The sequence below is a fragment of the Pedobacter sp. MR22-3 genome, from assembly GCF_026240075.1.
GTDB lineage: Bacteria > Bacteroidota > Bacteroidia > Sphingobacteriales > Sphingobacteriaceae > Pedobacter.
In genome coordinates, this window is record NZ_JAPIVF010000010.1 from 50,407 (window position 1) to 74,675 (window position 24,269).

Consider the following 24,269-nt stretch of genomic DNA (forward strand, 5'->3'; position numbering starts at 1 on the left):
TAAAGAGAAAATAGGCTAATTCCTAACTTTTTAATAAATTGCAGATCAATAATTTTCAATTTTAAATACTTAAATGAAGAAACTATTCCTGTTGTTGTCATACTGTATTCTTACTGCCAATACCTATGCACAAAATTTAGTCGGTGAAACTGAAATCGGCGATACTGAAAATGCAGTTTCAACTGCTCAGATTGCCATTATTCCGGAACCTGTATCGCTGATGAAAAAAGCCGGACAATTTACCTTACCTGAAAACGTAAGTATTCAGGCATCAAAAAATGAAGGTTTAAAACAAAGTATTGCTTTTCTATCAGAAAGAATTAAAACAGCTACGGGGAAATTTGTGAGCACCGTTTCTACAGCAAATCATCCAACAATTAAATTGATACTGAATACTCAAAGTGATGCACAGTTGGGTACAGAGGGCTATAAATTAAATGTGAACCCCAACCAAATTATCATTACGGCCAATCAACCGGCAGGAATTTTCTGGGGTGTTCAATCACTGATTCAACTGTTTCCGGTAGCTATTGAAAGTAAGGAACTGGTCGAAAACGTAAAATGGAAGCTGCCCTGTGTTGATATCGTCGATTATCCGAAATTAGGCTGGAGGGGGCTGATGTTTGATGTTGCACGTCACTTTTTCACAAAGGATGAGGTAAAGCAGTTTATTGATAACATGGTCCGCTATAAATTTAACCTGCTGCACTTCCATTTAACGGATGATGAAGGATGGAGAATTGAGATTAAAGGTTTACCAAAATTAACTGAGGTTGGTGCATGGAGTGTTAAAAAAACCGGAACCTTTGGCGACTTTATTCCGCCAACCGCTGATGAACCCAGAAATTATGGCGGTTTCTATACACAGGAAGATATTAAAGAACTGGTACAATATGCCCAGGATCGTTTTGTAAACATCATGCCGGAGATTGACGTTCCCGGACACAGTTTAGCGGCAATCGCCTCTTATCCGGAACTTTCCTGCACTCCGGATGCAGTTAATTACAAGGTTCGTTCAGGTGAAAAGATTATGGATTGGAGCCGTGGTGCACCTCCCCTCGCTTTAGTAGATAATACGCTATGTCCGGCGAACGAAAAGGTTTATGTTTTCCTGGACTCCGTGATTACACAAGTAGCCAAACTTTTTCCTTTTGAATACATACACATGGGCGGTGATGAAGCCCCTCATAATTTCTGGGAGAAGAATGACCAGGTAAAGGCGCTGATGCAAAGGGAAGGTTTAAAAACCATTCCGCAAGTACAGGCTTACTTCGAAAAACGTGTAGAGCAGATCGTGGTTTCAAAAGGCAAGAAGTTCATGGGCTGGGATGAAATTCTGGAAGGCGGAGTTTCACCTACGGCATCAGTAATGAGCTGGAGGGGTTTAAAATATGGCATTGAGGCTTCAAAAGATAAGCATAACGTGGTGATGAGCCCAACTGAATTTGCCTATCTAGATTACATGCAGGCCGATGTGATTACAGAACCTAAGGTTTATGCTTCCCTTCGGTTAAATAAAGCGTATCAGTTCAATCCAATACCTGCAGGCGCAGATCCTAAATATATCATCGGAGGGCAAGCCAATCTCTGGACAGAACAGATTTTCAACTTCCGCCAGGTGCAATACATGGTATGGCCACGTGCCTTTGCTATTTCTGAAGCTATATGGAGTCCTATAGAAAAGAAAAACTGGACGAGTTTTGTTGACCGTACAGAAGAGCACTTTAAAAGACTGGATTTAGCTGAAGTTAAATATTCACCTGCTATTTACGATCCGGTTTTTACAGTGAAACGCAGTGCTGATAAACAATTGATGATTGAATTGACACCTGAAATTGATGGCTTAGACATTTATTATAGCTTCGACAATTCTATGCCAGATCGTTTTTATCCTAAATATACAACCGCGATTACGCCACCAAAAGATGCAACTATGCTTCGTGTGATTACGTATAAGGGAAAACAGCCTATAGGAAGAATGATCAGTATGCCTGTTGCTGATTTGCAAAAAAGAGCCAGATAATGGGTATCGAAATCGAAAGAAAATTTTTGCTTCATCACGAAGAATGGCATCAGGTTATTAAACCAGCAGGAAAGAACCTCAGGCAGGGTTATATCCATAATGATCCTGCTAAGACCATTCGGGTAAGAATAGCGGAAGAAAAGGCCTGGCTAACAATAAAGGGCATTACAGTAGGTGCCTCAAGATTGGAATATGAATATGAAATCCCTCTGGCCGAAGCAAAGGAGTTGCTTGATCATTTTTCGGAAGGTGAACTGGAAAAAATCAGATACGAAATTGACCATCAGGGTAAAACCTGGGAAGTAGATGTATTTTCTGGTGATAATGAAGGATTAATTGTAGCAGAAATTGAGTTGTTAGCTGAAGACGAAGATTTTGAGTGTCCACCATGGATTAATGTAGAAGTAACTGGTGATAAGCGTTATTATAATGCCAGTTTAACTACTCATCCTTTCAAAGACTGGGAGGATTAGGTAAATTTTTATTGCTAATAGATTTTTTTTGGAGATATGAAGCAATCTTAAGGCGATCGCCATTTACGTTTAGTCGTAGTGAGATGCAAAGAGCAACCTCTTTTTCTTAATCAATTATCAGAAAGGAGATAGCCTCAATCGATTAAAATCGATTGAGGCTATCATGAAAAATAAAAACGCCTGTTATGGATACAATCCGGCTATATCTTATTTAATTGCTTTTAAAGAAATATCAAAAACCAACGGGGTAAAAGGATTAATCGGACCGCCACCATTTTCTCCATAACCTAATTTGGAAGGAATAATGATTTTGATTTTTCCGCCTACACCAATCATCTGAACACCTTCAATAAATCCCGGAGCCAGTTGCCCCAAAACTAATGGACGGGCTGCATATTGTGCCATTGGTGAGTAAATACCAGCTTCTTTGGCAACCTTCGCATCTGATGTATCAAAAACGTTGATTTTGCCATCGGCCTTTTTATTGGTGAACTGACCTGTATAATCAACCATGATGGTATCAGTTAAGGTTGCCCTTTGCGTATTACCCGGTACCTCAATGATATATTGCAAACCTGATGCTGTTTTTTGGGTCTTCAGGTTATTATCAGCAATATACTTCGCTATTTTCGAAGCCTCATTAGCTTTATTTTTTGCAATTAAAGTTTTGTATTCTTCTTCAAAAAATGAACGCTTCTTTTTCTCAAAAATAGAATCAGCCTCATTAGCCGTTTTATGTAAAACCTTTTCTATTTTAATGGTAAAAGTAGAAAAGTTATCTTTTGCGCCGGTTGGTTTAGGCTGACCTGAATATTTGGCCATAGAATCTAAATTCAATTTAAAAACAGCACTATCTCCTTCGCCCAGTAATTTTAAAGCAGAAGCCAGGTCTCCTTTAAACATTGATTTGCTGATGGGAAAAAATGCAGGTCTTTCATTGTCATAAGTATTCACCAGGGTAGAATCCCCGTTTTTGGTTTCAATCACCTGGATCCCATTTAACTTAACGAAATCACCTTCCTGAATTTTAGGTTTCCCTTCGCTATTGTAAATTTTATAGGTCATGTCGCCTTCGCCCTTTTCAAATTTATTACAGGCAGATAAACCTAAAGCTGCCGCCAGTATCATAATTATTCCTTTTTTCATTTTCTGCTATGACTTAATGGGACAAAAAAAAGGTGTTGCTCAGAAAGAACAACACCTTTTTAATTTATTTATTTTTTTATTGGTGCGGCTGCTGCTGCAGGAGCCTTTTTGATATCTGTGATCTCAATATCAAATACAATTGGGTTGTAAGGCATAATACCTACCTGTGGAGCACCCTGTTCACCATATCCTAATTTAGAAGGAATGATAGCCGTGATTTTTCCACCTTTACCAACCAATTGCAATGCTTCAGTAAAACCTGGAATGGTTCCGCCCAAAGCCATTTTAGTTGGGCCATATGGTCTGCCTGCCTGGAATTTATTTTCAGCTTTGGCAATTTTTTCATCACTGGTATCAAATACCGGATATTTACCTTTACTGTCTTTTTTAGCTAATCTTCCGGTATAGTTTAATGTTACTGTATCACCTAGTTGTGCACGTTCTGCATTTCCTGGTGCTGTAATGATATATTGTAAACCACTTGCAGAAGTTTTCGTTTTTAAATTGTTATCAGAAACGTAAGCTTTAATTTTACCCTCTTCAGCACCTTTCTTTTTCTCTGCACTGGCTTTAAAATCTGCCTGAAAAAACTCACTTGCTCTTTTATTGAAGGTTGAATCAGCTTCACCTTTATTCTTTTTGAAAACTTTTTCTACCTTGATAGTGAAGGTAATATACTTATCATTCTTAAACTGCTCTGGCTTAGGCTGTTTACTATAAAAAGCCATGGTATCCAAATTCACTTTGAAAGTTGCACTATCACCTTCTCCAAATAAAGTTAACACATCATTCATGTCACCAGCATACATTTTCTTTTGAACTGGAAAAACCTGTGGATTTTCATTATCATAAGTGCTGCCCAAAACAGAGTCTTTATCATTTTTCTGGATGAAATTCATTTTAATGATATCACCTTCTTTGATTTTCTCTTTTCCTTCAGAATGGTGAATGGTATACAATAAACCACCAGCACCTTTTTTTTCTTTGTTACAAGCTGCCAACCCTAATGTTGCAGCTACAAGAACAATAATTCCTTTTTTCATTTTGTATTTTAAACTTTATTTAATTTGGTTATCTGCTTTACGCAATTAATTGATTTTTATACTCTTCTAAAATGGATTTGAAATCATTTACTACCGCATCCAAAGGTTTTTCTGAGGCACCACCGGCAGCATTTCGATGTCCGCCACCATTAAAATATTTTTTACAGATTTCATTTGCCGGAAAATCACCGGTTGATCTTACTGAAAGCTTTACTTTATCACTGCGCTCAATAATCAGTGCTGCCAGCCTGATGCCATTAATGGAAAGCGCATAATTGACCACGCCTTCTGTATCGCCTGTAGTACTGTTAAAACGGGCTAATTCTTCTTTATTGACAGCAATGATTGCAGTATTGTAATCCCTGATAATTTCTAATTTATTGGAAAGGCAATAACCCAGGAACCTCAAACGGTCTTCACTGGCATTATCATATACCTGCTGATGAATTTTCCAGTGTTCAGCACCTAAATCAATCAAGTCTGCCGCGATCCGGTAAACATCAGATGTGGCCGACTCGAAACGAAACGATCCTGAATCCGTCATAATACCAGTGTATAAACAAGCGGCAACATCTTTATTGATTCCAGGTTTATCTTCCAGCTGGTTGACAATAAAGTCATATACCAACTGTGCTGCCGCACAGGCATTAATGCTCCAATGGCGGTAATCATCAAAATCTTCAGGCTCTAAATGATGATCAATCATTACTTTTTTAGCACCTGACGCTCTGACGAGCTCACCCAGTTCATTAATTCGACTTAAGGTATTAAAGTCTAAACAAAAAATCAAAGCAGCTTCATCTACCAGTTTCGCAGCCTTTTCATGCTCCTCAGTATAAATAATTACATCAGAATTGTTAGGCATCCAGTGTAAAAAAGTTGGATAATCAGTTGGCGTAATGACTTTTACATGATGACCTTTTTGGATTAAATAACCATACAGCCCTAGTGATGAACCCATGGCATCTCCATCCGGCTTGTGATGTGTGGTAATGACAATTCGTTGTGGCGTAGCCAGTAAAGATTTTAACTCAGGTAGTGTAAGCATATATTTTTTGCGTTGCAAAGCTAAGTATTTTTAGTATAGGATTAAAGGATTTTAAGACAGCCGGATGATATATCATGAATAAGGCTTTCCTGAAGATGACTGATTGTACAACTATTAAGTATAGCATGATCTTATACAAGGCTGTTGATTATTCATCAATAAAACGTATTTTTGCAGAAAAATTGATATTCAAACACAATGAGCACGAACAGAACTTTTACCATGATCAAGCCTGATGCAGTTGCAAACGGCCACATCGGATCGATCATAAACGACATTACCAATGCAGGTTTCAAAATCATCGCATTAAAATATACCAAATTAACGGATGAAACTGCCGGTCAGTTTTATGCGGTGCACGCTGAACGCCCATTTTACAAAGATTTAGTAAGCTTCATGTCTTCAGGACCAATTGTTGCTGCTATCCTTGAAAAAGACAATGCGATTGAAGATTTCAGAAAATTAATCGGCGCAACCAATCCTGCTGAAGCGGCAGAAGGTACGATCCGTCGGAAATATGCCAAATCAATTGATGCCAATGCCGTTCACGGGTCTGACTCTGATGAAAACGCGGAGATTGAAGGAAACTTCTTCTTCAAGGCAGATGAGCGTTTCTAATCAATTGTAAAAAATATTTTTATGCTAAAACCCCGAGATTTCGGGGTTTTATTGTTTTATCAATTTCGTACCTTTCAAGCTTAAAATATCCAGCGTATATAACCGTTTTAACATTATACCTTATTATTAAATGAAAACAATTCTCCTGGCAGCCTGCCTTTCAACCTTTTCCATTGCCACTTATGCACAAAAAAAAGCAGCCGTAAAAAAACCTGTTGCTAAAAAAACAACTATAACTAAAACCACCAGGGTTATTTCTGGTTTAAGAACTGGGTTAGATTCTACCAGTTATGCTTTCGGAACCTCTATTGGAGCAGGGTTAAAAACGACCGGATTATCAGCTTTAAATTATGAGATGCTGATAAAAGGCTTAAAGGATTCATTTACAGGCGGAAAATTAATCTTAACACCACAACAGGCTCAGGAAAATATCAATGCAGCCATTACTAAAGCATCAGCAGTTAAAAATAAAGCTGAGGCTGAAGCCAATAAAATTAAATACGGACCAATGATAAAAGAAGGACAAGATTTCTTAGAAGAAAACAAAAAACGCGCAGGCGTACAAACGACTGCCAGTGGACTGCAATACGAAGTGATAACCGCCGGAACAGGCGTTAAACCTATCGCTACAGATTCTGTTTTAGTACACTACAAAGGAACTTTGCTAAACGGAAAACAATTTGACAGCTCATATGATCGTGGTGAGCCCATCAGCTTTCCGTTAAACAGGGTGATTCCAGGATGGACTGAAGGTGTACAATTGATGCCTGCAGGATCTAAATATAAATTTTTTATTCCATACCAACTGGCCTACGGCGAGCGTGGTGCCGGAGCTGATATTCCACCATATAGCGCTCTAATTTTTGAAGTGGAATTGCTAAAAGTTAACGGTAAATAGCCCGTGATTAAAACTTTATTTCGTATTCGATGTTAGCTATAAAAAAATAACATCAGTATGAAAAAGATATTACCTGTAGCATTAATCGCATTTTTATGCACTACCTTAAGCAGTTGTGAACTTGTTGGAGGTATTTTCAAAGCCGGCGTTTGGTCAGGCGTAATCGTAGTCGTAATAGTAGTAGCACTAGTGATCTGGATTCTGGCTAAAATATTTGGCGGCGGAAGAAGTTAATTTGAAAGGCACCTGGTGCTGAATCAAAATAAGAAAGCGTTGGGTTATACATCCAGCGCTTTCTGTTTATAAGCCATTATAGAAATATCATTTCATTGATGACCACACTACCGGCATGTTCATTTAACTTTTGTATAATGCCCTGACGAACCATTACCAGTTCATTTTTAATTACGGATGATTCTATTCTGATAAATAACTTTTTATCCTTTATATAGATTTGTGTTGTCCTATTTGCGATGGCAGTACCCATAATTTCCGGCCAGATAGCCAGGATGGATGTTTCATCAAATTTTCTACGTAAACGATACACATCAAGCATTTTGCTGATGGCATCTTTCATCGTTACATCATTCGGCTTACGCATGGCTTATTTGTCCTTCTTTAACTTCAAACAAAGTTACATCAACTTCTATTTTTTCAAAGACAGATTTTACTCTTTCTTTTCCGGTATCTGTAATAAAGATCTGCCCAAAATCCTGGTGAGACACCATTTGCATCAATTTCTGTACCCGGTGATCATCCAGCTTATCGAAAATATCATCCAGCAACAGCAGCGGTTTAAAACCTTTATTTTTTGCCAGGTAGGCATATTGCGCCAGTTTTAAAGCAATTAAAAAAGACTTCTGCTGACCTTGCGAACCAAATTTTTTCAGCGGCATATCACTGATGACAAAAGCAAGCTCATCTTTATGAATACCCGTTGTAGTGCGTTCTAACACCCGATCTTTTTCAACCGATTTTCGCAATAACTCATTAAATGGCATATCTGACAATTGCGATTGGTAATTTAAGGCAACTGTTTCTTTATTTTCGGTAAGGTACTGATAATAGTCGTTAAAGAGTGGAATAAACTCATCCATAAATGCTTTTCTGGTTGAGAAAATTCTGTTTCCCGCGATCACCAATTGCTCATCCAGAATCTCCAGCAATGTCGGGTCATATTTTCTGGTGATGGCAATTTGCTTTAAAAAAGCATTTCTGTTTAAAAGAAGGCGGTTGTAGGCAATGAGCTGATCAAGATAATGTGAATCGGTTTGAGAGATAACATTATCTATAAATTTCCTGCGCTCCTCACTACCTTCCATAATCAGGTTCACATCATATGGAGAAACCATCACCACAGGAAATAAACCAATATGGTCGGCAAGTTTTTCGTATTCCTTTTTGTTCCGTTTGAATTGCTTTTTTTGATTTCTCTTTACGCCACAGGTAATTTTATCATTTTTTTCATTGCGGTCAAAATCACCCTGAATCATAAACAGATCTTCTCCGGTCTTAATCTGCTGACCATCAATCGGGTTAAAATAACTTTTACACAGGCATAAATAATGAATGGCATCCAGCATGTTGGTTTTACCTGAACCATTGTTCCCGGTAAAAACGTTTACAGTATCTGAAAATCGGAGATCTGCATCGCAATAGTTTTTAAAATTTAAAAGCGTAATATTCTTTAACCACATAAATATGGCGCAATTTACCGTTTTTTAACCTCTAAATAACTAATGTTTAATTAAATACTTCAAAATAAAGGTTGATACTTTGATTGAAAAATGTATTTTTGCAATCTTAATTTTTTAAACAAACATGTCTACAACAGATAACCAGACTACTCAACCTATTAAAAAAGGTTCATTTTTACAGGAAAATAATAAGAGCTTGCTTTTTATCGCAGGTGCTGTAGTTTTATTAATCGGTGTATATTTTTGGTATCAAAATGTCTACTTAAAAGGCCGTGCTGAAGAGGCAGCAAGCAAAATGTTTAAGGCTGAATCTTATGTAGGTGTTGATTCTTTATACAATAAAGCAGTTAAAGGTGAAGGCGGTTATCCAGGCTTAGCACAAATTGCTGATGAATATGACAATACTAAATCTGCTAATTTAGCTAACCTTTATCTTGGCGGAATTTATTTACGTAAAGGTGAATATAAACAAGCTATTGATGCACTTGGAAAATATAGCGCAACTGGCAGTCCGGTTGCAGATCCATTGGCTTTAGGCTTATTGGGTGATGCGTATAGCGAACTGAAAGACTACAAGCAAGCTGCTACTTATTATAAAAAAGCATCAGACAAAGCCAGTAAATTTACTTCACCAATGTTTCTTAAAAAACTAGGTCTGGTAAATGAAAACCTGAAAGATTTTAACGGTGCGGTTGATGCTTACACCAAAATCAAGACACAATACCCTGAAAGTGCAGAAGCACAGTTGGTAGATGCCTATATCGCAAGGGCACAGGAACAGGTTAAATAATTTAAACGACGATATCACGAAAAAAGACCATTGAAAGATGGTCTTTTTTCGTTGGTGGAAATCTTAATTATTTCGGAAAAAAAGCTTTTATAGAAATCGTACGACTAACTGTTCCCATTCCTCTTCCAGTGAAATTTGTGGCCGGCTTTCTTTTGCGTTCCTATACCAATAATCTGCATTCCAGGTATCGCCTTCTTTACGGTGTAAATAGGCATGAATCAAAGCGGAGATAGCATCATCCAAATGATCTACTTCATGGTGCGCTTGATCCCAATCACCTTTTCCATCAAACCAGAGTGCCTTTAATGGAACAGATAAACCTATGGGCGGATGATCAGATTTTAAGGAATCTTTAAATTCGATGAAAGTCATGAAGATGAAGTTTAATAATGATGATTCGATGTTATTTATTAAAAGCTGTCATGGTATGTGCCGGACCAATCGTAACAAAACTTTTAATCAGTTCTACACTTTTATCAATAAGCGCAGGCAATTCCAGTTGTTCATTTTTATCAAACAGACCTAAAACGAAATCGATCTGACGACCTTTAGGATAATCATTCCCAATACCAAATCTTAAACGGGCATAATTTTGTCCGCCACAAACTTCCTCTATACTTTTTAGGCCATTATGACCAGCACTTGAGCCTTGTAGTTTTAACCGGAGTTTACCCAGTGGGAGCGCCAGATCATCAACAATAACCAATACATTTTCAGGAGCAATTTTCAACTCCTTCATCCAATAATTTACGGCTTTACCGCTGAGGTTCATAAAAGTTGTAGGCTTGATGACATGAAGTTTTTTTCCTTTGAAACTCACTTCAGCATAATAGGCCAACCGGATATTATCAAAACTGCCCCCTAAGTCTTTCACCAATTCATCAGCAATATCAAATCCAATATTATGCCTCGTATGCGCATACTCCGGACCAATATTACCCAAGCCAACTATCAGATATTTCATTGCGCAAAGATATAATGTTTAATGGAAGATGAAAAATGGGTTTTGGAAAACCTAGGGAGTAACCTTAGCTTCTGACGGGTAACGTAGGTTAAGACAAAATTTGAATAAAAAAGCGGTACAAAATTGCTTTTGCACCGCTTTTAATCTGTGAAATCACTTTAATCAGTGAAATCCTTGTACTATTTTTTACCTTTAGCAGCTTCAGTTTCTGCTTGTTTTAATGCTCTAGACATTGCAACAGAAACGATTGTATCTTCAGGAGTATTTGTAATGGCATAACCTTCAGCTTTAAGATCACGCACACGGTATAAACTACCTACTTCTAATTTTTCTAAGCTTACTTCAACATTTTGTGGCATGTTAGCAGGTAATGCTTTGATACGTAACTTACGTAATTTCTGAATCAATTTACCCCCCATCTTAACACCTGGAGAAGTTCCTGTTAATTTAACCGGAATTTCCATAACGATTTCTTTCTCGTCGAACAACTGAAGAAAATCGATGTGCATTAATACGTCAGTAAGCGGGTGAAACTGAGTGTCTTTAACGATCGCTTTAGTTTTAGTACCGTTTACATCAATTTCCACAAAATTTACTTCCGGGGTATAAATAACATCTCTTAAATCAGCAATAACCACTGCTAAGTGTTGTTGCTCTTTTCCACCATACAATACCGCCGGAACCTTACCTTCGTAACGAAGTTCCTTGGCATCGCGTTTCCCTACGTTCTCTCTTGGAGAACCGCTAATTGCGATTGTTTTCATTTTATTTATATTTATTTATTAGTAGCAAGTTTTAGTATCGAGTATTAAGACCTTAAGCCCTAAACTATTTAACCTCCAACTTTTTCAAACTCTCTTTTTGTTCAGCATAAGTTGTTTTGGCCTTTTAAACGCCTACCGCAACACGCTTAACGCTATACTTTAAACAAGTCGCTAATTGAACCGTGCTCATTTACATTGGCAATTGCCCTGGCAAATAAACTTGCGGTACTCAGCACCCTTATTTTTTCACTCTCCATTCTTAAAGGAATGGTATCTGTTACGATCAATTCTGTTAACACAGAATTTTCAACCGTTTCTATGGCTTTACCAGATAATACCGCATGTGTACAGACTGCCCTTACGCTAGCCGCACCATTTTCCATAATCAAAGCCGCAGCTTTTGATAATGTTCCGGCGGTATCACAAATATCGTCAATCAACACTACATCCTGCCCGGTTACATCACCAATAATTGACATGGATTCAATTTCATTGGCCCGTTTACGGCGTTTATCACAGATAATTACCTCTGCATTGAAAAACTTTGCAAAAGTTCTGGCCCTGTATGAACCACCCATATCCGGAGATGCAATGGTTAAATTTGGCAGATTTAAACTTTTAATATAAGGTACAAAAATCACTGATCCATCCAGGTGATCTACCGGAATATCAAAGAAACCCTGAATCTGAGCCGCATGCAAATCCATCGTCATAATGCGGTGGATACCTGCTGATTTTAATAAGTTTGCTACCAATTTGGCGCCGATTGCTACACGTGGTTTATCCTTTCTATCCTGACGGGCCAAACCATAATAAGGAACAACTGCCGTAATATAATGTGCCGATGCCCTTTTAGCCGCATCTACCATCAACAAGAGTTCCATTAAATTATCACTAGGCTGATAAGTAGATTGGATTAAAAAAACATCGCAGCCGCGGATTGATTCGTCAAAAGAAGGCTGGAATTCTCCATCACTAAATTTGTGGATCGTAACATCACCAAGTGGCTTGCCGTAACTTTCGGCAATTTTCAGTGATAGTCCTCGTGAACCTGTTCCGGAAAATAATTTTACCGGGTTAAACTGCAATGGCATAATCCGTGTGTAGTTTACGGTTTAAAAAAAATCGGATCATGTTATTTAAAAACACGATCCGATGATAAATTTGTTGTCCGACCTGGATTCGAACCAAGACAAACAGTACCAAAAACTGTCGTACTACCCTTATACTATCGGACAAACTTTCCCGAGGTTAACCCCTCGTAAGGGAATGCAAATGTAGGAAGCTTATTTGAAATATGCAAGAGTCATTTTAAAAAATTTTTCAATTTTTTCTTACTCTTCCTTTTTGCATTGCAAAGATAAAAAAATCATCATATGCCGTGCAACATTTTATTTTTTTCTACGACATTTTTAATCAGGAACCACATAAATCATTTATTATCAAAGACTAAATTTTACTATGAATTATTCAAAGATCAACATCGCTATGGGTTGGCTGTGCTTTTTTATTGCTGCGCTCACTTATATCCTCACTTTAGATCAATCTGTAAGTTTCTGGGATTGCGGAGAATTTATTGCAGCAGCATATAGAATGGAAGTTGTTCACCAGCCAGGTGCACCAATGGTTTCCATGATCCAGCGGTTATTTTCTACGCTTGCCCTGGGCGATAAAACGCTGGTTGCCTATTTTATGAATGTATCTTCAGCTTTGGCAAGCGCAGGTACAATTCTTTTCTTATTCTGGACCATTACAGCATTGGCAAAAAAAACGATTCTTAAAAAAGAAGAAGAAATAAGCACTTCTAAATTAATCAGTATCATGGGTGCCGGTCTGGTAGGCGCGCTGGCTTATGCTTTTTCTGATAGCTTTTGGTTCTCGGCCGTTGAGGCTGAAGTTTATGCCATGTCATCGCTCTGCACCGCAATAGTATTATGGGGAATATTAAAGTGGGAATCTCATGCAGATGAACCAAAGGCTGATCGATGGTTACTATTCGTAGCGTATATGATGGGTATTTCGATTGGCATACATCTTTTAAACCTATTGGCTATCCCAGCGCTGATCTTCATATATTATTTCAAAAAGCATCCAAATCCCCGCTTGAAAAATGTGATTAAAGTTTTTGTCATATCAATTCTGGCATTGGCAACTGTACAATTTGGAATTATACAATACCTGGTCTCATTTGCGGCGAACTTCGATTTTTTCTTTGTAAATACATTAGGTCTTGGCTTTGGCAGTGGTATTCTATTTTTTGTGTTATTACTTATTTGCGGACTCGTTTATGGAATCCATTACGCTATCCGCAAGCATAAAAAAGCATTGAACATAATTCTGCTGTTTACAACGCTGCTCATTTTTGGCTACAGCTCATTCGCTATTTTAATCATCAGGGCACATGCGAAACCAAATTTGAATAACACAGACCCTGAAAATGCTTTTAACTTTTTAAGCTATGTTAACCGATCTCAGTATGGTGATCGTCCTTTACTTTATGGTGAAAATTACAATTCAGAAAAAATCGACATTAAAGAAACCGGAACACTTTACAGAAAGGGGAAAGACAAATATGAATCTGCCGGAACCAAATCAGAATATGTTTTTGCTGACAAAACTTTAATGCCACGAATGTATAGCGATAAGCCTGAACACATCAATTTTTACAAAAACTACATGGGTTTTGATGATGCACATCAACCTACTTTAATGGATAATTTAAGTTATATGTTCTCTTTTCAGACCGGGCAAATGTACATGCGCTATTTTATGTGGAATTTCGTGGGAAGGCAAGATAATGAAGACGGACAATTAGGAGGACGTAATGGTGCCTGGTTAAGTGGCGTTAAGCCAATTGATGCTTTGAGACTGGGCAATCAAAGCCATTTGCCACCATCTATTACAGAAAACAAAGCCTATAACCGTTTTTTCTTTCTGCCATTGATTATCGGATTAATTGGTGCTATCTGGCACTTTAAACGCAATCATAAAGATGCAGGAGTAATTGGATTATTGTTTGTATTTACCGGAGTTGCAATTGTGATTTACCTCAACTCGGTACCAATAGAACCCCGCGAAAGAGATTATGCTTATGTAGGATCTTTTTATGCCTTTGCCATCTGGATTGGCCTGGGTGTTTTGGGGCTGAAAGATTGGCTCTTTCAAAAACTTTCACCGGCAAAAGCGGGCCTGTTTGCATCATTTACCGCAATTTTAATGGTGCCGGTATTGATGGCTGTTCAAGGCTGGGATGATCATGACCGTTCAGAAAGTCATGTTGCTCATGATATGGCTGTTAATTACCTGGAATCTTGTGCACCTAATGCCATTCTTTTTACTTATGGCGATAATGACACTTATCCGGTTTGGTATGCACAGGAAGTGGAAAATGTTCGTCCGGATGTACGGGTAGTTAACCTGAGTTTGTTCACTGCCGATTGGTATATTGATGGTTTGAAGCGGAAACAGAATCAATCGGAACCTTTGCCAATAACCCTTAAACCAGAACAATATGTTGCCGGTACCCGGGATGTTATGTATTACCAGGATTATAAAATTGCGCAACATGTTGAATTAAAAGATATTCTGGAAGTATTGCTATCAGATAATGATGCAGACAAAGTAACGATGAATGATGGCACTAAATATAATATCCTCCCTACCCGGAATTTAAAATTAACAATAAATCCCAAACAAGTTTTAGATACCGGAACGGTGCCAAAAGAAGATGCCGGAAAAATTGCTGAAAGCATGGAATGGACATATACGGGGAATTATGTCAGCAAAGGTACCTTAGCTTTGTTTGATATTCTAACTCATAACAATTGGGAACGACCAATATATTTCACCAGTGCTATGCCAGATGAGCAGTACATCGGACTGGATAAATACTTATATACAGAAGGCCTTAACAAGCACCTGTTGCCGCTGAAATCAGATCCTTCACAAGCTGACGGTAAGGATCTGATTAACCCAAAACCGATGTTCAATAACCTGATGAACGTATATGGATACGGCAATATCAAAAATGCGAATCACCTGGACAGACAATCAGCTGATGATGTGACTTATGTTTCAAATATGTTTAGCGGGCTGTTAACTAAATTAATTGATGAGGGAAAAATTAATGAAGGTAAAAAAATAGCAAATCAATACTTTCAGGTGATACCTGACAAATTTTATACCATGCGCCAGGTGGTAAGTACTTTCTATTTTACAGAAAGCCTTTATCGTTTGAATGATTTAAACCGGGCAAATGCAATGATCAGCAAATCCGCCAATCACATCAACAAAGAGCTGACCTATCTGGCTGACGTTTCTGAAAGCAAAGATCAACTCGCATCAGCGCAAAACGTTCGTATTTACCTTACCTATCTTGCTCAGATGGTCAAGCTGACGCAAACATTTAAGCAGAGCGGGTTGAGTAAGCAACTTGAAAATCAATACAACGAATTAATACAAAGATTTACCCCATTTGCCTCAAGCTAAGTAAAAGTCCATTTAAACCTAACCCATAATCAGCATCTATGATTCTGTTTATGGGTTTTTATTTTTTTCACCAAATTTAAAAGGCAATAAAGCACCTGGTAAAATAACCAGCGGCCGTTAAAATTTGTTAAATCAATCTAAAAATTTACCAGTTTTATCGACTAGAATAGTTAATTTCGGCAGCATTTTTATGTGAAAACAATTTTTTAATATCATTAAATAACCAATGAATTATTCTAAAGTCAATAATATAGTAGGCTGGATCTGCTTTCTAATTGCTACCATAACTTATGTTTTAACCCTTGAGCCCTCTGCAAGCTTTTGGGACTGCGGAGAATTTATCGCATCAGCATACAGAATGCAGGTGGTACACCAGCCAGGCGCACCATTATTCTTAATGATCCAACGCTTCTTCTCTATTTTTGCCTTTGGTGATGTTACAAAAATTGCCTACTGGATGAACATTGGTTCTGCAGTATCAAGCGGTGCTACGATCATGTTCTTATTCTGGACGATTACGGCATTGGCTAAAAAAACACTGGTTAAACCAGGCGAGGTGCTTTCAAAAAGTACGTTAATCAGCATTATGGGTGCCGGAGCGGTTGGTGCGTTGTCTTATACCTTCTCAGATAGTTTCTGGTTTTCTGCAGTAGAATCAGAAGTTTATGCTCAATCATCCTTATTTACAGCTATTGTATTCTGGGCAATTCTAAAATGGGAATCTCATGCCGATGAGCCGAGAGCCGACAGGTGGCTGTTATTTATTGCCTATATCATGGGTTTATCTATTGGTATTCACTTACTAAACTTATTAACCATTCCGGCAATTGCTTTTGTATATTATTTCAGAAGAACAGGCAAAGCCACTACCGCTGGTATTTTTAAAACCCTGATTGCTGGAATCTTAATTTTAGCTGTTATTCAATATGGCATTATTCAATATTTAGTCTCCTTCGGTGCCTATTTCGATTTATTCTTCGTGAACACTTTAGGTCTTGGCTTCGGAACAGGCGTGCTGTTTTTTGCGATCGTATTAATTGGTTTATTGGTTTGGGGAATCAGGTACTCCATTAAACACCAAAAGAAATTATTAAACCTGGGCTTGATTTCAACAGTACTCATTATTTTCGGATATGCTTCATTCTCTATGATCATCATCAGGGCAAAAGCTGATCCAAATTTAAATAATAGTGCCCCTAAAGATGCTTTCTCCTTTTTAAGCTACCTTAACCGTGAACAATACGGTGACAGGCCACTGGGCTACGGACCTAACTACAACTCTGAACGGACCGGAATTAAAGAGGGGGGAAAAACCATCTGGAGAAAAGGGAATGATAAGTATGAAAAAGCAGGTACAAAAACGGAATACGAATACAACAACAATACTTTGCTCCCCCGTATGTATAGCGATGATGCCCCTCATGCCGCATTTTATAAAGAATGGATGCACCTTGATGATGCTAAAAAGCCAAACCTGGTAGATAACGTAGGTTTCTTATTCAGCTACCAGATCGGTTACATGTATATGCGTTATTTCGGATGGAATTTTATTGGCCGCCAGAATGATGAACAAGGTCAGGGAAGCGGTTATGAAGGAGAATGGTTAAGTGGCATTAAAGCTTTTGACTCTTGGAAAATTGGCGATCAAAGTCATTTGCCCCCATCAACAGTTGATAATAAAGCTTACAACCGCTTTTTCTTTCTGCCATTGATTATTGGCTTGTTAGGTGCCATCTGGCATTTTCAACGCAATCAAAAAGATGCCGGTGTGGTGGCCTTACTCTTCTTTTTTACCGGTATTGCCATTGTTTTATACTTAAACCAAAAGCCCTTAGAACCTCGTGAACGTGATTATGCTTATGTAGGCTCATTCTATGCCTTCGCGATATGGATTGGACTCGGGGTTCTGGCCATTCGAGAGTGGGTACTCAAAAAGCTAAGCCCAACCGCTGGTGCCATTGGCGCTACCGTGATTGGATTACTGGTTGCACCTGTAATTATGGCTGAACAAGGCTGGGATGATCACGATCGTTCTACAAAAATGGTGGCACATGATATTGCACTGGATTATCTTCAGTCATGCGCACCCAATGCCATTTTGTTTACTTATGGCGATAATGACACTTATCCGCTCTGGTACATCCAGGAGGTTGAAAATGTTCGCCCTGATGTCCGGATTGTGAATTTAAGCTTATTCGATACAGACTGGTACATTAATGGTTTAAGACAGAAACAAAATCAATCTGAGCCATTGCCAATCACCATGAAACCTGAACAATATGTACAGGGAGAAAGAGATGTAATGCCTTTCGATGATTATAAAATTGCAGGTAATGTGGAACTTAAAAACATCGTGGAATTACTTTTATCCAATGATGACAATGATAAAGTAGCCATGCAGGATGGTACTAAATCTAACTTCCTGCCTACTAAAAATTTCAAAATCACCATTGATCCGCAACAGGTAATCAGTACAGGAACCGTTTCTCCTGCCAATGCAGCAAAAATTACTCCTGAAATGGACTGGACATTCAACAAAGGGTATGTTACTAAAGGTACTTTAGCCATGCTGGATATCCTGGCACACAACAACTGGAAAAGGCCAATTTATTTTGCCTCTACTGTACCTTCAGATCAATACAATGGTTTAGATAAATACTTATACAGTGAAGGCCTGGCCTTACGCTTGATCCCACTTAAACCAGATACTGCTAATAATGAAGAAAGGGCTGAACAGTTAAATACTCCGGTTCTTTACAACAACGTAATGACCAAGTTCAAATGGGGCAACATGAAAACTGCCACTTATTTAGATCCGCAATCATCAGATGACACCTTTATTTTCACCAATATCTTCAGTAACCTCGCCGGAAGTTTAATTAAAGAAGGAAAAAATACCGAAGCTAAAAAAGTGGTAGATAAATATTATGAAGTGATGCCACAACGGTTCTTTGGCATTCGTACTGTAGTGGTAAAATATTACATGGCCGAAAATCTGTATAAGTTAGGTGAAACAGCCAGGGCAAATGAAATTTTAACACAATCAGCAGATTATATCAATAAAGAACTTATTTTCCTGAGTGATATTTCTCAGTCTAAACGTTCACTAACCGGATCGCAAAATGTGCAGACAGGTCTCTACTATTTAGACAGAATGATTAAAACCAGCAAGGCTGCCGGCCAGGAAAAGGTAAGCACACAACTGGAAAAAATATTTGCTGGATTGGAGGCTAAATTTTCAGGTTATTATGGGCAGCAAGGCCCGGGGCAATAAACTTAATGATTAAAATATAAGCTTACAAAGCAGTTACATTTGGTTGTAGCTGCTTTTTTTGTGCGCTTGCGCTCGTTTCTAACGAGTGCAAGAATAGCCTTACGATTTTATCGTAAAAAGATGCATAAAGATTAATTTGGCATATAAGTCGTAAATACGACAAACTATTTAAACGCTCATTAGAATCGAGTGTAAGCAATTATGATTTTTCAGTATAAATAAATATTTTTATTGAATGTCAGATCAGTATCAAGCTAGGAATCCAGAAGGTATCTACTTTCTAACTTTTACGATTGTAGATTGGGTGGATATATTCACCCGTCAATCTTATAAAGAAATTATTATAGATTCTTTAAAGTATTGCCAATCAAACAAAGGCCTTATACTTTACGCATACTGTTTAATGACAAATCATATCCATCTTATTGCATCTACCCATACAAATGTCAAGCTTTTTGAAATCATAAGAGATTTTAAAAAATTCACAAACAAGGCTATTATTAAAGAGATATCTTCTGAAAATGAAAGTCGCAGGAAATGGTTGCTTAATAAATTTGAATTTGCTGGAAAATATCTTACACGAATTGAAAACTATAAAGTTTGGCAAGATGGTTATCATGCGGTTGAATTAATCAGTCCAAATTTTACATTTCAAAAGTTGAATTACATTCATCAAAATCCGGTTAGAGCTGGAATAGTGTCTGAGCCAGAACATTATATTTATAGTTCAGCATCCAACTATTATAATTTAGGAGGCCCAATAGAAATTGAATTGTTAGACATTGATTGAGAGATGCATAAGATATGTACTTGCGCTCGGTTTTAAAGCCGCGCAATAATAGCCCTACGATTTTATTGTAAATATGTATAAAACGAGTTCACTCTTATATGCCGTAAAATGCGGCAACCTATTTATACGCTTGTTTGAAACGAGCGTAAGCCGTTCTATAGCGCTTGCGCTTGTTTCTAACAAGTGCAATAATAGCCTTACGATTTTATCGTAAAAGTATACAAAACCAGTTTACCCTTACACGCCGTAAAATACGGCAACCATTTACACGCTCGTTTCAAACGAGCGTAAGCCGTTCTATAGCGCTTGCGCTTGTTTCTAACAAGTGCAATAATAGCCTTACGATTTTATCGTAAAAGTATACAAAACCAGTTTACCCTTACACGCTGTAAAATACGGCAACCATTTACACGCTCGTTTCAAACGAGCGTAAGCCGTTCTATAGCGCTTGCGCTTGTTTCTAACAAGTGCAATAATAGCCTTACGATTTTATCGTAAAAGTATACAAAACCAGTTTACCCTTACACGCTGTAAAATACGGCAACCATTTACACGCTCGTTTCAAACGAGCGTAAGCCGTTCTATAGCGCTTGCGCTTGTTTCTAACAAGTGCAATAATAGCCTTACGATTTTATCGTAAAAGTATACAAAACCAGTTTACCCTTACACGCCGTAAAATACGGCAACCTATTTACACGCTCGTTTCAAACGAGCGTGAACTGCAACGAGCGTGAACTGCAAAAAAAAATCCCGCTCAGCCAGGCCAAACGGGACAAAAAAAATTAGTTAGTTAATGATTATTCGTTTACAACTCCCATTGCACAGAATTTATCAATTCTTTGCTCAATCATTTTATCGGTTTTTAATTTACCCAAAGCTGCCAGATCTTTAATCAGGTATTCTTTTAACGTTTTGCCCATTAGCTCCGGATCCTGATGCGCACCTCCAAGCGGCTCCGGAATAATTCCATCAATCAGCTTGTTGCCAAACATATCATCAGATGTTAGTTTTAAACATTCTGCAGCTTTTTCTTTAAAATCCCAGCTTCTCCATAAAATAGATGAACAAGATTCGGGAGAAATTACAGAATACCAGGTATGCTCTAACATATAAACCTTATCGCCAATACCAATCCCTAAAGCACCGCCTGATGCACCTTCACCCACAACAATACAGATAATCGGCACACGGAGTACAGACATTTCTAATAAGTTTCTGGCAATGGCTTCACCTTGACCACGTTCTTCTGCTTCTAAACCCGGATAAGCACCCATGGTATCAATAAAAGAAACAACAGGTTTGTTAAATTTTTCTGCCAGGCGCATTAAACGTAAAGCTTTGCGGTAACCTTCAGGGTTAGCCATACCGAAGTTGCGAAACTGACGCTCTTTGGTATTTTTACCCTTCTGATGACCGATAACCATTACGGTTTGGCCGTTTATGGTCGCAAAACCACCAATAATGGCTTTATCATCTTTAACCGTTCTATCGCCGTGAAGCTCAATAAAATCATCACAAATCATGCTGATATAATCAAGCGTTTGCGGACGATCCGGATGACGGCTCATCTGAACCTTATTCCAGCCTGTTAAATTTTTATATAAGTTATTGGTTGTTTCATTTAATTTACCGTCAAGCTCATCTAAAGTGGCAGACATATCTACCTTAGTTTTATCGGCAACCTGCTTAACCTTTTCTATTTGCTGAACTAAATCTGCAATAGGTTTTTCAAAATCGAATGATGTTTTTATTTGCTGCATAATTGAGCCACAAAAATAAGTATTTATTTTTAGTTTGCAGGCAACAGTTTACGCTTTGAATTTTTAAGCAGATAAATTGCCCTGGCAGTATTGACAAATTTTCCTACGTACTGACGATTTCAGTTGTCAAACCTTAAAGTTTATGTACAGTGAAATCTGTTGCTTCTAAATAAATCATTTGGAAAGCAGTGGCAGTAATGCTTTGGTAAAGCAGCCCTGAGCACAGTGGTCGGGTTTAAATTATTCAGGTTACCGCTACTATGAGGGGTTTCCGTACCACAAGCCTAACCGATTTAGCCCTGATTGAAGCGGCATCTCCCGATTTTTTATCGGGAATACAGCGCAAAGCAGGAACAAACTTTAATATTTGCACTGCCTTTGCGCTCCCATTATTGAATGAACGATATCTCTACACTATCTTAGCATCCTGTAATCACCACCATCATAGCTAAAACTTAGCCGCCTCTCCTTCTTTTGGCAACGCTTTTTTGATAAACTCCCTGATGTGGTTATTTGCCGTTTTCAAATCATCTTTTCGCAGATACATCATGTGTCCGCTCCGGTAGCCTTCCCATGTCATTCTATCCTTTAATTTACCGGCGGCGTCTAGTTGCCACATGCTGTATTTGGCATTGAAATAATCGCAGGCACCATCGTAATAACCGGATTGCACCAATAAGTGTAGGAATGGATTTTGTGCCATCGCCTGGCGGAGATTATCTCCGGTTTGGTCGCCTGTTTTATCCCAAGGGTAAACAGAACCGAACATATTATATTTTAAATCTGTTTTGTAATGGAGTTCATTGCGGATGTACATATTAATAGCCGGCGTGAACGAATGCAACCAGGAAGTTAATTCGGCATTGTAATCCGGACCTTCGCCAGCACTCATTTTATCGATGCCGCGGTAACGTGAATCTAACCGACCAACCGTGAACCCTTTATTTCGCATCAGTTCTTTCCAAAAGAAATCTGTTGGTACGTTAAGGTTATAATCCATGATTACCTTTTCTGATAAGCCGGAATATCGTGCCATTTTGTTTGCAATTTCCTTCTTCTTATCCACACTCAACATCCCTCCCTGTGCAATTGCCGGAATGAGTTCGTTAATGGTAAAAGCCTCAACTTCGGGTAACATGGCGGTTAAATCTTTCGACTGTAAATCTGCAGGCAACACTTTATGGTACCAGGCCGTAGCCGCAAAGTAGGGTAAACGCAAGGCAGCATCAACAGGGCCACCTCTTTCAATGCCTAATTCTGTCGGCGAGACCAAAACCACACCATTTAAATACATCCATTGGTTGTTTTGTAGTTCCAAAGCCAGACCTGAAACGCGGGTGGTACCGTAACTTTCGCCAATAAGAAACTTTGGTGATGCCCAACGATTATTGCGGGTGACGAAAGTATTGATCCACTCGGCTAAATATTTAATGTCAGCTTTTACGCCGAAAAACTTTTCTTTCGGTACATCCTTACTCACCGCACGAGAGTAACCCGTATTAACCGGATCTACATAAACAATATCAGCAACATCTAAAATAGAGTACGGATTTTCTTTGTAGCCGTAGGGCTGTACCGGATAACCTTCATCATCAATATTCAAAACCACCGGACCGGTATAAGCAATATGCATCCAAACCGATGCCGAGCCCGGACCGCCGTTAAAGGAAATCACCAATGGTCGCTTATCTCGATTGGAAATATCGCTCCGCTCATAATAAGTGTAAAATAGGCCTGCAATAGGTTTTCCGTCTTCATCCCAAACGGGTAAAGTACCTGTTGTAGCTTTATAAGGAACGGATTTACCGTTGATATTCACAGTGTGATTGGTCACTACAGTGCTCTCCACTTTTATGGTTCTTTCGTTAGCTGCAGGTTTCGGCTCTTCTTTAACGGTTAATTCTGTGGTGGTTTTAGTTTCTTTTGATTGGTTTTTCTTCGGCTCTTGCTGTGCATTGACGAAAAAGCCTGCACATAAGAAGGTAGCGAGTACAAGTTTGAATTTCATTGAAGGTTTGGTTTGAATGTTTAAATATCAAACTTAAGAAGCGTTAATCAAAAATCGCTGTAGAAATGTTACCAAATCGTATGTTCTCCTGAACTTGATCCGAGATTTTTTCGAATCGTGCAGTTTTTTCCACTGCGATGGCTGGCCTCGGCTGGCCGCGAAGGGCTTTCTTCTTTTTCTTAACAAGAGCAAGCAAAAGTCAAGGCTTGGAACTGATGTCGGATAAATTCGTTAAAGCTTTATTTCGGCAGCACAAGCACCCGATGAAAAATCGGTGGTTGTGCTGCCTTGGGTGGTAGTGGTATGAAAGATTGTGGTGGAAACTTTAATTGTTTTCTCCATCCATCCATTTCCTAGGCCGGGTAGCAGGATGGTAATAGCGAAGCGCAAATTTAAATTTGTAAGCTTCCTTTCTATTTTAAACTGCTTTTTGTATTGATATGAACAAAGGATTAATGCGGTCGTCTTCCTGAACTTGATACAGC

20 protein-coding genes are annotated in these 24,269 nt (G+C 38.4%); 9 read left to right on the plus strand and 11 right to left on the minus strand.

From position 1 onward, the window contains the following. Nucleotides 1–73: 73 nt before the first annotated feature. Both OQ267_RS21610 and OQ267_RS21615 read left to right on the plus strand, forming a co-directional pair. A complete protein-coding gene (locus OQ267_RS21610; protein ID WP_265838044.1) occupies nt 74–2,023 on the plus strand; it encodes a beta-N-acetylhexosaminidase in 1,950 nt (649 codons plus the stop codon). Next, entirely contained in the window at nt 2,023–2,496 is a 474-nt protein-coding gene (locus OQ267_RS21615; protein WP_088299383.1) for a CYTH domain-containing protein, read from the plus strand. The genes OQ267_RS21610 and OQ267_RS21615 overlap by 1 nt, the downstream gene beginning before the upstream one ends. A 207-nt stretch (nt 2,497–2,703) precedes the next feature. Here the strand turns inward: OQ267_RS21615 and OQ267_RS21620 are convergent, their stop codons facing one another. From OQ267_RS21620 to OQ267_RS21630, 3 genes are all read right to left on the minus strand, one after another. After that, nucleotides 2,704–3,642 carry an FKBP-type peptidyl-prolyl cis-trans isomerase gene (locus tag OQ267_RS21620; RefSeq protein ID WP_265838047.1) on the minus strand — a complete coding sequence of 313 codons (939 nt, stop codon included), beginning with the start codon at nt 3,640–3,642 and terminating at the stop codon, nt 2,704–2,706. A 68-nt stretch (nt 3,643–3,710) separates the two neighbouring features. Beyond that, a complete protein-coding gene (locus OQ267_RS21625) occupies nt 3,711–4,685 on the minus strand; it encodes an FKBP-type peptidyl-prolyl cis-trans isomerase (RefSeq protein WP_088299385.1) in 975 nt (324 codons plus the stop codon). A 37-nt stretch (nt 4,686–4,722) separates the two neighbouring features. After that, nucleotides 4,723–5,733 (minus strand): DHH family phosphoesterase, encoded by a 1,011-nt coding sequence (locus tag OQ267_RS21630; protein ID WP_265838049.1) that lies wholly within the window; start codon nt 5,731–5,733, stop codon nt 4,723–4,725. Between the two features lie 198 nt (nt 5,734–5,931). Between OQ267_RS21630 and OQ267_RS21635 the strand changes: the two genes are divergently transcribed. From OQ267_RS21635 to OQ267_RS21645, 3 genes are all read left to right on the plus strand, one after another. Further along, nucleotides 5,932–6,351, plus strand: coding sequence for a nucleoside-diphosphate kinase (locus OQ267_RS21635; RefSeq protein WP_265838051.1), 420 nt, complete (start codon nt 5,932–5,934; stop codon nt 6,349–6,351). A gap of 130 nt (nt 6,352–6,481) precedes the next feature. Next, nucleotides 6,482–7,249 (plus strand): FKBP-type peptidyl-prolyl cis-trans isomerase, encoded by a 768-nt coding sequence (locus OQ267_RS21640; protein ID WP_265838053.1) that lies wholly within the window; start codon nt 6,482–6,484, stop codon nt 7,247–7,249. A 57-nt stretch (nt 7,250–7,306) separates the two neighbouring features. Next, nucleotides 7,307–7,483, plus strand: a complete 177-nt coding sequence (locus OQ267_RS21645; protein ID WP_172406415.1) for a hypothetical protein — start codon at nt 7,307–7,309, stop codon at nt 7,481–7,483. Nucleotides 7,484–7,559: 76 nt separating this feature from the next. On the opposite strand, the gene OQ267_RS21650 is transcribed toward OQ267_RS21645, so the two are convergent. Further along, the gene (locus OQ267_RS21650) at nt 7,560–7,850 is read right to left on the minus strand and encodes a DUF721 domain-containing protein (RefSeq protein WP_265820064.1); all 291 of its coding nucleotides are present in this window, start codon (nt 7,848–7,850) and stop codon (nt 7,560–7,562) included. Beyond that, entirely contained in the window at nt 7,843–8,946 is a 1,104-nt protein-coding gene (gene recF / locus OQ267_RS21655; RefSeq protein ID WP_265838055.1) for a DNA replication/repair protein RecF, read from the minus strand. The genes OQ267_RS21650 and recF overlap by 8 nt, the downstream gene beginning before the upstream one ends. A gap of 124 nt (nt 8,947–9,070) precedes the next feature. Between recF and OQ267_RS21660 the strand changes: the two genes are divergently transcribed. Beyond that, nucleotides 9,071–9,736 (plus strand): tetratricopeptide repeat protein, encoded by a 666-nt coding sequence (locus tag OQ267_RS21660; RefSeq protein ID WP_088299390.1) that lies wholly within the window; start codon nt 9,071–9,073, stop codon nt 9,734–9,736. An 87-nt stretch (nt 9,737–9,823) separates the two neighbouring features. On the opposite strand, the gene OQ267_RS21665 is transcribed toward OQ267_RS21660, so the two are convergent. The 4 genes from OQ267_RS21665 to OQ267_RS21680 all read right to left on the minus strand — a co-directional run bounded on the left by OQ267_RS21665 (nt 9,824) and on the right by OQ267_RS21680 (nt 12,558). Beyond that, nucleotides 9,824–10,108: a hypothetical protein gene (locus OQ267_RS21665; protein ID WP_088299391.1), complete on the minus strand. Its 285-nt coding sequence runs from the start codon at nt 10,106–10,108 to the stop codon at nt 9,824–9,826. 31 nt (nt 10,109–10,139) lie between these two features. Continuing rightward, entirely contained in the window at nt 10,140–10,700 is a 561-nt protein-coding gene (gene pth, locus OQ267_RS21670; RefSeq protein ID WP_265838057.1) for an aminoacyl-tRNA hydrolase, read from the minus strand. A 179-nt stretch (nt 10,701–10,879) separates the two neighbouring features. Then, nucleotides 10,880–11,464, minus strand: a complete 585-nt coding sequence (locus tag OQ267_RS21675) for a 50S ribosomal protein L25/general stress protein Ctc (protein ID WP_088299393.1) — start codon at nt 11,462–11,464, stop codon at nt 10,880–10,882. Nucleotides 11,465–11,616: 152 nt separating this feature from the next. Further along, nucleotides 11,617–12,558 carry a ribose-phosphate pyrophosphokinase gene (locus OQ267_RS21680; RefSeq protein ID WP_088299394.1) on the minus strand — a complete coding sequence of 314 codons (942 nt, stop codon included), beginning with the start codon at nt 12,556–12,558 and terminating at the stop codon, nt 11,617–11,619. Between the two features lie 367 nt (nt 12,559–12,925). Between OQ267_RS21680 and OQ267_RS21685 the strand changes: the two genes are divergently transcribed. From OQ267_RS21685 to OQ267_RS21695, 3 genes are all read left to right on the plus strand, one after another. Continuing rightward, on the plus strand, nt 12,926–15,952 hold the full coding sequence (locus OQ267_RS21685) for a protein O-mannosyl-transferase family (RefSeq protein WP_265838059.1): 3,027 nt from the start codon (nt 12,926–12,928) through the stop codon (nt 15,950–15,952). Nucleotides 15,953–16,178: 226 nt separating this feature from the next. Beyond that, the gene (locus tag OQ267_RS21690) at nt 16,179–19,226 is read left to right on the plus strand and encodes a DUF2723 domain-containing protein (RefSeq protein WP_265838060.1); all 3,048 of its coding nucleotides are present in this window, start codon (nt 16,179–16,181) and stop codon (nt 19,224–19,226) included. A 235-nt stretch (nt 19,227–19,461) separates the two neighbouring features. Next, nucleotides 19,462–20,016: an REP-associated tyrosine transposase gene (locus tag OQ267_RS21695; protein ID WP_265838062.1), complete on the plus strand. Its 555-nt coding sequence runs from the start codon at nt 19,462–19,464 to the stop codon at nt 20,014–20,016. Nucleotides 20,017–20,813: 797 nt separating this feature from the next. On the opposite strand, the gene OQ267_RS21700 is transcribed toward OQ267_RS21695, so the two are convergent. Beyond that, a complete protein-coding gene (locus OQ267_RS21700; protein WP_265820059.1) occupies nt 20,814–21,776 on the minus strand; it encodes an acetyl-CoA carboxylase carboxyltransferase subunit alpha in 963 nt (320 codons plus the stop codon). Nucleotides 21,777–22,224: 448 nt separating this feature from the next. Further along, a complete protein-coding gene (locus tag OQ267_RS21705) occupies nt 22,225–23,784 on the minus strand; it encodes a S10 family peptidase (protein WP_265838063.1) in 1,560 nt (519 codons plus the stop codon). Nucleotides 23,785–24,269: the final 485 nt, after the last annotated feature.